The sequence below is a fragment of the Acidomonas methanolica genome, from assembly GCF_004346035.1.
GTDB classification, from domain to species: Bacteria; Pseudomonadota; Alphaproteobacteria; order Acetobacterales; family Acetobacteraceae; genus Acidomonas; species Acidomonas methanolica.
In genome coordinates, this window is the sequence record NZ_SLZN01000053.1 from 1 (window position 1) to 9,732 (window position 9,732).

7 protein-coding genes and 3 pseudogenes are annotated in these 9,732 nt (G+C 59.1%); 4 read left to right on the forward strand and 6 right to left on the reverse strand.

Features of this window, described 5'->3' with window-relative positions; all coding sequences use genetic code 11:
• Window positions 1-116 (forward strand): annotated as a pseudogene (locus tag EDC31_RS16585) (IS5/IS1182 family transposase); the annotation flags it as partial.
• A gap of 225 nt (window positions 117-341) precedes the next feature.
• Here EDC31_RS16585 and EDC31_RS16590 read toward each other — a convergent pair.
• The 5 genes and pseudogenes from EDC31_RS16590 to EDC31_RS16605 form a co-directional block, all read right to left on the reverse strand.
• The gene (locus EDC31_RS16590) at window positions 342-1,184 is read right to left on the reverse strand and encodes a patatin-like phospholipase family protein (protein ID WP_204366705.1); all 843 of its coding nucleotides are present in this window, start codon (window positions 1,182-1,184) and stop codon (window positions 342-344) included.
• Window positions 1,181-2,689 carry a flavin-containing monooxygenase gene (locus EDC31_RS16595; protein WP_081797846.1) on the reverse strand — a complete coding sequence of 503 codons (1,509 nt, stop codon included), beginning with the start codon at window positions 2,687-2,689 and terminating at the stop codon, window positions 1,181-1,183. Before EDC31_RS16595 ends, EDC31_RS16590 begins: the two co-directional genes overlap by 4 nt.
• A gap of 279 nt (window positions 2,690-2,968) precedes the next feature.
• A pseudogene (locus EDC31_RS18275) lies at window positions 2,969-3,079 on the reverse strand (IS5/IS1182 family transposase); the annotation flags it as partial.
• A 220-nt stretch (window positions 3,080-3,299) separates the two neighbouring features.
• A complete protein-coding gene (locus EDC31_RS16600) occupies window positions 3,300-4,898 on the reverse strand; it encodes a GMC family oxidoreductase (RefSeq protein WP_239641741.1) in 1,599 nt (532 codons plus the stop codon).
• A gap of 135 nt (window positions 4,899-5,033) precedes the next feature.
• Entirely contained in the window at window positions 5,034-7,286 is a 2,253-nt protein-coding gene (locus EDC31_RS16605; RefSeq protein ID WP_042061310.1) for a fatty acid desaturase, read from the reverse strand.
• A gap of 142 nt (window positions 7,287-7,428) precedes the next feature.
• On the opposite strand from EDC31_RS16605, the gene EDC31_RS16610 reads away from it, so the two are divergent.
• On the forward strand, window positions 7,429-8,433 hold the full coding sequence (locus EDC31_RS16610) for an AraC family transcriptional regulator (protein WP_042061308.1): 1,005 nt from the start codon (window positions 7,429-7,431) through the stop codon (window positions 8,431-8,433).
• A gap of 92 nt (window positions 8,434-8,525) precedes the next feature.
• On the opposite strand, the pseudogene EDC31_RS16615 reads toward EDC31_RS16610, so the two are convergent.
• Window positions 8,526-8,627 (reverse strand): annotated as a pseudogene (locus EDC31_RS16615) (IS5/IS1182 family transposase); the annotation flags it as partial.
• Window positions 8,628-8,740: 113 nt separating this feature from the next.
• Between EDC31_RS16615 and EDC31_RS16620 the strand changes: the two are divergent.
• Window positions 8,741-9,349, forward strand: coding sequence for a TetR/AcrR family transcriptional regulator (locus EDC31_RS16620; RefSeq protein ID WP_081797840.1), 609 nt, complete (start codon window positions 8,741-8,743; stop codon window positions 9,347-9,349).
• Between the two features lie 252 nt (window positions 9,350-9,601).
• A partial coding sequence (locus tag EDC31_RS16625) for a transposase (RefSeq protein ID WP_243697817.1) occupies window positions 9,602-9,732 on the forward strand: 131 nt, incomplete at its 3' end.

The window sequence follows — 9,732 nt, forward strand, 5'->3', positions numbered from 1 at the left end:
GCCAGCGCCTCACCGCGAGAGACTTTGACCGTCAGGTCTCGGAGTTCTACCTGCGTATCGCCATACTCAATCGCTTCACCGCGCTCGGAACCCCAATCACACAGACCGTTCGGTAAACAACGCCCATCAAAGAACTTGCCGCGTCCAATTCCTAATTTGTGCAACAAAGCCAGTCCGATGCACCTACCCGTGTGAGAAATGCGGGCTATCAGCACCGATTCCCGCTGTGAATCCCACTCAATCCAATTTGTACAACAGCGCCCACAGGCCCCGGTTAGCGTGGGCATGTGCGTCCCGGATTCGAAAATCGGCTGGATATCATATCGCTAACGGATACCAGGTCATGGGCACCACATCCGCGCCAGCCGTGTCGCCTCGTCATGTCCCTGCCGGTAACCTTCCCGTGCGCTGACCGCCGCAGCCGCGGGGTCGAGAAATGCCGTCATGGCGGCTACGGCGGCCTCGTCCGGTCGCACCACATGCACGTCCGACGACGCGCTCAGGGGACGGACATCCGAAGTTGCCCCCAGATTCATCGGCTGTAGAACAAGAACCCGCCGGAACCCCTGGGCGAGATCCTCGTTCGTAGCTGAACGGAAGGAGCCATCCATATAGCGGGTTCCCGCGATCGTCACGGCCGGCCAGACGACGGCAATCGCGCAACTTGCGGCCACCGCGTCCACCAGATCGACCCCCGACCGTGCATCGAAAACCCGCAACAGGCCGGTATGGGCGTCGATCGCCGTCAAACGCAGGTCCGGTCCCCGATCTGGCCATGTGTGGGACGGCAGCCGATTTTCGATGAGTGCGCGGCGTTCCGCTTCGGACACCCTGTCGTGCTGAAGCGCAAGAGCGCCTATGGCTTTCCGTGCATGCAGGGCATTCGGTTCGCTTGTCATGATCCCGGAAAACCGGGCAATCAGTTCGCGCACGTTCAGGTCGATATCGGGCTCGCGCGCCAGCGTTCCGTCAATCTGGCGACGATACAGCGTGGAAACCGACATGGGAGACGTAATCTGGGCGGCGACGGTCGCCCCAGCGGATGTCCCTATAATGACATCCGCGGATGCGACGACATCTAGCCCGCCGCGGGCGAGTCCGGCGAGAACGCCCGTCTCCCACGCGATCCCGGTAATCCCGCCGCCGCCCAGAACGAGCGCTCGCTCCTTGCCGGGCATGTTCATGTCGCGACTTCCACCTGAGCAGGCCGGACGTTGAAGTCCGAAAACACAACGTCGCGCATCAATTCTTCAAGCTGCGTCGACGTCAGGGGATTGACCAGTGGTACGCCGTTGGCATCCAGATACCAACTGCTGCAACCACCCGTGTACCAGATCGTTTTTTTTGCCCGCTCGCGCGCGTCGTGCACGAATTTTTCGGACCGCTCGATCTTCGGTGCGATTTCCACATGGTCCCTGACCACCCTGTCGATCAGCCGTGCGACATAATTGACGTGCGTTTCGATGATTTCGATGATCGAAATGCTTCCGCCGGGCGAAAACGGTCCATTGACCATGAAGAAATTCGGCATGAAAGGCAGCGCGATCGAATTGTAATTGAGGAACACGTCCGACCAGATGTCGTCGAGTGTCATGCCGTCCTCACCGGTCACCCGCATCGGGCGCAGATAACTGTCGGCATGGAATCCGGTTGCCAGCACGATGATGTCCAGCGGACGCAGCGCCCCGTCGGCCATCCTTATTCCTTCACGCTCGACGCGCGCGATGCGTTCGGTAACGACGGAGACATTCGGCCGCTGGATCGCATCATAGAATGTTCCGGAAACGACCAGACGCTTGCAACCGACGGGATAATCCGGCGTTAATTTCGCCCGGAGCACCGGGTCTTTCACGGAATTCAGGGCGTCCACGCAGGCGGCATTCCGTTTCTCGGCATCCGCTCCGGCCGCGATGCCTTCGAAAAGCGCCCGAAAGGTGTCGCGTGCCCTGTCATAGGCACGGATCGCCTCGCTGTCGGACGTGCGCGCCCTCTCCAACTCTTCCGGATCGATCTCCTTGTTTTTCCATGGATAGACCCATTGCGCCGTCCGCTGATACACGTCCAGATGCCCCACGCTGTCGACAGTGGCGCTGATGATCTGGACGGCGGATGACCCGTTGCCGATGACGCCGACACGCTTGCCTTCGAGAGAGAGGTTCTTGTCCCACCGGGCAGAATGCACGACAGGGCCGCCAAAATCGTCGAGCCCCTCGATGACCGGATAGTGTGGAACGCGCAGCCGGCCCACGGCTCCGATGACGATATCGGCGTGAAGAATTTCACCGTCCGTCGTCGTGAGTTTCCACCTTCCGGCCACCCACTCGGCATCCGTCACCTCCACGCCGAAGCGGATGTGACCGTCGATTTCGAAGCGGGTCGCAATATCCTGAAAATAATCCCAAAGCTGGGAGCCTGTCGCGAACGTATTTTTGACCGTCGTATTCGGCGCAAAAGGATAGCAGTAATATTGCGCCGGAACATCGCACGCCACTCCGGGATATGTATTGTCGCGCCAGGTTCCGCCAACCGAATCGTCCTTTTCCACAATCTGGAAGGAGGTAATTCCCATTTCCCGAAGCTGGATACCCATGCGGATACCAGCGGCTCCAGCACCGATGATGATGATGTGTTTCGAAGCCATCTTACGAACTTTCATTGTGTTTTGCGTGGCCGTCTCCGCCCGGACCATACTAACGAATGGTCGTTAGTCACCCTATTGCCAAGGCTGACCCACGTCAAAGAAATCAGCGCAGCCGTCGTGCACATTTAGTTTATCTGCCTGAATGAACGTATCGCCGCATGAGGCCGACGGTGATCAACTGGACACCTCTAAAAACTGAGTTTTTTGTTGATGGAGGTGAGCCGGAGTCACGCGCTCGATATAACATGTGAGCAATCGGCCGGGAATCGTGGGCGGGATCGCCGTCTGCTTTCCTCGCGATCGAGCCGGATCAGACGGCGATCTCCCATTTCCATGAAGCCCGATGGCCCGGTTCATATTATGGACGATATTGGCCACGCCAATTTTCACCATTGTCCGGGCCAGGCCGATCGTTCGCACGAGGAGCCCCATTGGACCGTCCCCGAGGCCATTACCGCCGTCTTTCCCGAGGCGATCGTTCAGGCCTGCATTCTCATTCAGGGCCCCCCTTAAAAAGGGCGCATTACCCCCAATCGATGCCCAGAACCGCGATCTCCATGGGACCCACTTCCTCCTGTCGGCTTCACGGCATCATACGCCGCATTCCATGAGGGGCGGCCCATTTCATTAAACTTCTCGATCAGGACAATGGCCTGCATCATGCGACACGTCTTCCCAGAATGAGGTCCGCCGCTCTTTCGCCGATCATCGCCGAAGGCGCCTGAGTGTTGCCGCTCACCAGCGTCGGCATGATCGAGGCGTCCGCAACGCGCAATCCCTCGACGCCGCGTACCTTCAGGTGAGGCGTGACCACGGATCTTTCGTCTGAGCCCATGCGGCAGGTGCCAACCGGGTGATAGATGGTATCGGAATGATCGCGGATCAAATCCAACAATTCCGCATCTTCCGGTTCAGGGCGGCCATAGATCAACTGCCCGCCATAGGCTGCCAGCGGCGCCGCGGAGAGAATGCGATGCACCGCCCGCGCGCCCTTCAGCATCAGATCCCGATCTCCTGCCGCAGACAGAAAATTGGGATTGATCGCAGGCGGTATCGCCGGATCGCGCGAGACCAGGCCGATCTCGCCACGGCTTTCGGGGCGCAGCGGGCAAACGTGCAGCGTCACGCCTGTTGCAATGTGGAAATTGCGCGCATGGTCGTCGACCAACGCGATGCAGAAATGAAATTGAAGATCCGGTCTGGAGACTTCCGCGCTGCTTCTGACAAAACCGCCCGCTTCCGCGACATTGCTCGTCAACATGCCCTTGCCCCGCATATAGGCGGGGAGCGCCGCAGTCGCGCGTAACAAGGCGGCAGGACTGTAACCGAACAGGCCCGGCCCCTTCATGCGCATATGCGCGCCATAGTCGATGTGATCCTGCAGATTCCGGCCGACCTCAGGAGCATCGACAATCACCGGAATGCCCTGCGCGGCGAGCTGTGCCGCGGGACCGACACCCGAAAGCATCAGCAGATGGGGAGAGGCAATGGTCCCGGCCGAGAGGATTACTTCGCGCCGCGCCTGAATGACACGCGCGCCTCCGCGATCCGCGACAGCGACACCGGTCGCCCGCCGGCCTTCAAAAACGATGTGCCTGACTGATGTGTCACTCAGAACAGCCAGATTATCGACATTTCCCAGCCCGCGGAGATAGGCGGACCCGGCGTCTATCCGACGGCCATCGCGCTGAAAGACCTGATACCATCCAACGCCCTCCTGACATGGGCCGTTGAAGTCCTCGTTCCCGGCATAACCGCAGGCCTTCGCCGCCTGTACGAATGCTGCGGAGATCGGGCTTGGCGAAACGAGGTCCGAAACCGCCAGCGGACCACTGGCGCCATGGAGATCGTCATCACCCCGGCTATTGCATTCGGCGCGCTTGAACAGTGGCAACACGTCCTCCCAGGCCCAGCCCACGCAACCCGCCGCCGCCCAGCCATCGTAATCTTCGGGCTGGCCCCGGATATAGATCATCGCGTTGATAAGGCTGGAACCTCCTACACCGCGTCCGCGCGGCACATAGCCGCAGCGGCCGCCAAGGCCGGATTGCGGGACCGTATGGAAGGCATAGTTATAGGGGTTCTTCAAAGGCACCAGCGCGGCCACCCCCACCGGCACCGTCGACAGTATCGAGGGTCTTGCCGGTCCGGCCTCGATCAGAATCACGGAGGGCTTGTCGGACGACGCTGCCATGCGCGCCGCCAGAGCGCATCCGGCCGGCCCCGCGCCGACAATGACATAATCTGCTTCCAGCATATCTTCTCTCCAGAACCGATATGCCATTGCATATCGCAGGGCCATCACATCACGGTCTCCGGTGCGGCGGCATCGTGTGGTGCGCCTGATGATATTGGAACACCGTAGCGCATGCTTCGTAATAGTAGCTTTCGGCTATTTGCCAGGAGCTGCACGGTGAAGCGGGTCGTAGCGCCGAAAAGCCGTCATGCCGCTACGCCTGTTCGCCTCCTGCGCCAGAATGCGCTCCTCCGGCGAGGCATGGTCGCGATCCCAGGCCATGACTTTGGGCGTCATAAGATGGTGCCACAACGGCGGGACCAACGTCAGCAGGAGCGTCGAGAGATAACCGCCCACCATCATCGGCGCATCGGGAAAAGGCATGAGGTCCTGATAAGGCACCTCACCTTGAGCGTGGTGGTGCGAATGGCGTGTGAGGTTGAACATCGACCACGAACTGATACGCTTGTTGGTGTTCCACGAATGGCGCGGCTGCACGGGTTGGTCGGGCAACCGGACCATGCCGTAATGCTCCATATAGTTCACGATCTCGAGAAGTGCCTTGCCCACCAGGGCGCATAGCAGAAAGTAGGTCGCCCCCGTCCATCCGCCCATCGCCGCCGCGATCGCCAGCAGGACGACGCTCATGAACTGCCCGCGGAGATAGGCGTTATGCCACGAATATATGGATAGATGCTTGCGGCGCAGTCGTTCGCACTCGATCTGCCAGGCGCTCATATTCCCACGTATTGTTGATATCACGATATGGGCATAGACATTGCGTCCGCGTGGCGCCGTCGCCGGATCATGCGCCGTCGAGACGTAACGATGATGGCCATAGACGTGTTCAATGGCAAAAGCCGTGTCGATGCTGAAGGCAAGAAGCACCCGTCCCACGAACATCGAAATGGGGTCCCAGGTGCGATGCGTCAGTTCATGGGCGGTGATCGTGCCGATGATGCCGATCATCAGGCCGGCAAGGCCAATACCCGCGACATGGTCGAACAGGGTGGTGGAGCGCCGTGCCGCCACGATGTCATATCCGGTTACCCGGCCGATGAGGTCGCCGAAGCCCAGGGGATCGTTTGAACTGGCGCTCCAAACGGCGCAAAACATGATCGTCGCGAGCAGCGGCAGAGCCAGCCAGAGCTGTATGGTCAGCACCCCGGGACGGTCGAAGCGCGGCACGCTCGTATCGTCGCCCGACACAGCATCGCCGAGCACATAAAAGGCCAGGATGGCCGTCAGCCCGATGGGAATGGCGGCGCCACCGAGTAGGAAGCAGGCGATCGCGACCAGTGCGATTCCGTGAAACATGAAATATTTCAGATAGTCGCTCCAATGTGCGGGGCTACGCTCGGCATCGACGACACCTCCCGTAAAGCCCGTGTCCTTCAGCGCCACGCGCTCGACGAAGCGATCCGCGAAGATCGCCTCGTCGACAAGACCCTGCGTCCTGAGCCTGGAGCTGGCGGCGTCGACCATTCCCGGCGGACCACACAGATAGGCCGCACCGGCGGCGCCGCAATATTTGCCGATGTAGTCTGTCACCATCCCGCGTTCACCCGCCCAGGCGTCCCCCTCGGCCACCGCCGACAGCACCGGCACGAATGTGAAGGCCGGCCAGTCGCGTTCAAGCACAGCCAGTTCGTCCAGCGCATAGAGGTCACGCTCCTCGCGTGCGCCGAACAGCAGCGTCACGGGGCGCGTCTCGCCTCGGGCCTTGGCATCCTTGAGCATGGCAAGGATCGGCGCAAGCCCGCTGCCTCCGGCCACCATGATGACCGGCTCGCTACCAGGCCGCAACCAGAACGCACCACCGGGGCCACGAAGCTGGACCGCCTCGCCAACGATATCGCCATCGACGGCCCGGGTGGAAAATTGGCCGCCCGGCACCCGCCGGATGAAGAAACTGGTCTTGTTGTCGGCACTTGGCGGCGTCGCGAAGGAGTAGGTCCGCAGGACGCCGGGCAGAGAACTCAACGATAGTTCGGCGAATTGACCGGCGCGGTAATCAAGCGCCGCCTCCAGTTGCACGTCGATCCGGCTAATGTCATGCGTCAGCGCCGTCTTTCCGACAATATGGCCGCGAACGACATTTCCCGCGAGGGCCGATTTGAGGTCAACCTCGATCGCAACGTCAGTTCGCGGCGTACTCTGACAGGCAAGGATATAGCCATCTGCAATTTCGTCCTCGGTCAGCAGATAGCCGGTCTCGGTCATCTCACGCACGCGACCGTCGATCAGCTTGCATTTGCATGTGCCACAGCCGCCAACACGGCAGACATAGGGAAAGTCGATGTCCTGCCGCAAAGCCGCCTGCAGCAGCGTTTCGCCGGGCTCTACCGAGATCGCCCGACCATTGACCGTCGCCTTGTGCCGGGCGGTAACACCAAGGAATTTCAACATGGTGGTTCTCCTCCATTCCTGGCGCAGTTTTTCATCATGTGCCGGCTGCAGGGGAGTTGCGTATCCGACAAAAAGGGGTCATTTACCGCCAAAGACGACAGCAGAAAGTGCAGCCGCGCCATAAACGGGAGAAACCCTGCCGATGCTGGTACCGATCTATTATGTGCCGCAAATCCTGCAGCAGGTGGCCCTGCGCGGCCACAATACGCAGGACCTGCTGGCCAGCGCGGGTATCATCCTTGAAGATCTGGGGAACGCCTCGCACAAGATTCCCCTGACCGACTTCAAGGCGCTCATTCGCGACGCCCTGAAATTGAGCGGTGAGCCAGGACTTGGGCTCTTGGTCGGACGAGGGCTTAACCCGGCCTCGCACGGAATCGTCGGCTTCGCCGCGTCATCCGGCGCATCAATTGCCGACGCCATGACGATCGTGGCGCGCTTTCTGGCCTTGCGGACCCCCCTGGTCACCATGAAAATCGAGAGCGACGCGGACGAGTTTCGCGTGGTTCTCGACGCATCGCCCGAACTGGACGATACCGCCAGCCTTGTACTCGAAGTGGCCTTGGTCGCGGTCAAAAACATCGCCGACAGTCTGGTCCTGGGGGGAAGCATCTGCCAGCGCGTTCATTTTGCCTTTCCCGAGCCCGCTTATGTCGGCCTGTCGCGCGATATTCTGGGATGCGACGTCCTCTATGGCATGGCATGGAGTGGCATGGTCTTTCCGCTGTCCGGCGCGATGGTGAAGTTGTCGCAGCATGACGCCTTCGTGTTGCAGGAGGCGCAACTGATCTGTCAGGCAGAACTGGAACGGGTGGAGCATCGCGGCTCGTTGAGCGAAAAGATCGAAAACATGATCCTTAAGCGGCAAGGGGAGTTCCTGTCCCTGGAGCAGGCCGCCAAGTTGCTTAATATCACCCCTCGGACACTCGAGCGCCGACTACTTGACGAACATACCACCTATCAGGATATCGTCTGCCAGTTGCGACGCCGTATTGCCCATCGTTATCTTTGTGTGGACCGCATCAGCACGAAAGAAGCGGCCTTTCTTCTTGGTTATAGCGACGTGGCCAATTTCCGCCGTGCATTCAAACGCTGGGAAGGCATACCACCTTCCGTCTTCAGGCGCCAAACCGGCAAGGCATCATAGGCCGCATGAGCGAGAACTTGTGCGGGACGGCCGCAACCCTGAACGGGATTTTGGCGGTTTTGAGCGATGAACCGAAACTGATGGGTGGTAAGCATCAGCGATGCAATCAGCGGCCACCCCGCATCGCGCGGGTCACTTGCATACCCAAGGTCATCCCGGCCATACTGCGCGCGGGTAATTCCAGTCCAGGCCATCTTGATCTCATCAGGTCGTCGCAAACTCATGAATCATAACCAACTGAAATCACTTTAAGTCAGGCAGTCAGACTTGATGTCAACCGCGAAAATAGCCTAGGCGAACGTATTATATGTCAGATAACGGCACACACGTTGTAAGCAAAAAAGCTATTAACCGAGACTATATCAACGAGGTTGCATGTCGCCTCTTTGCCCGACAGGGATTTGCCCGAACGAGTATGCGCGACATAGCGAGTGCCATCGGAATTCGCGCTCCGAGCCTATACAATCATATTGGCTCGAAAGAAGAGGTATTGAATCGAATAATATTAGCAATGTTTTATGCGCAATATAGCGATCTTATCAGAGCTCTCACAGGGACTGAGAATCCGGTTGAGCAGGTGCGAAAGGGCATTGTGGCCCAAATCCAATTTCGGATCGCGCACGCGAATGCAGTTGTCGTGGCCGCACGCGAAACACTTGAACTGGATGCCGATATAAAAACTGAAGTCTTAAATTTACGGAACCGTCAATATCAAGCTTGGGCAGACGTCGTCGAGAGAGGTGTGCGAGCCGGTGTTTTCCACGTTCCATCGGTACGCCTAGCCTCGATCACTATGTATGATTTTTTTAACTATTTGGAAATCAACATTCTCTACATTCAAGAGAACATACCGGATCAGGAGCTTTGTAACTGGTACGTGGAATTGGCCCTTCAGAGCCTCGGGAGTCATTTCTAGAGCCATTCCACCTTAATCTGGTTCATATCCTGCTGTGGTGAAGAAGTTGGCCCATTGAGCTGGGGTGAAGGCCTCCAGCACATCTCCGACGGCATCCCAAAGCGCGGCGCCGGTGCATTCCGCCCTACTGCGCATGAGGGATTTGAGCTTGGAGAAGGCCATCTCGATCGGATTGAAGGCTGAAGTGGCCCCTGGAAATGGGACCACAGGTTAAGTTGGAGATATCTGGCTCTGTCGTATGAAGGAACGATGATGACGAAGAAGACGAGACGGAAGCTGGACGGGGCATTGAAGGCGAAGATTGCGCTTGAGGCCGTGCGAGGCGACGTGACGGTGACGGATCTGGCGCAACGCCATGAGGTTCACCCGAACCAGATTTACGC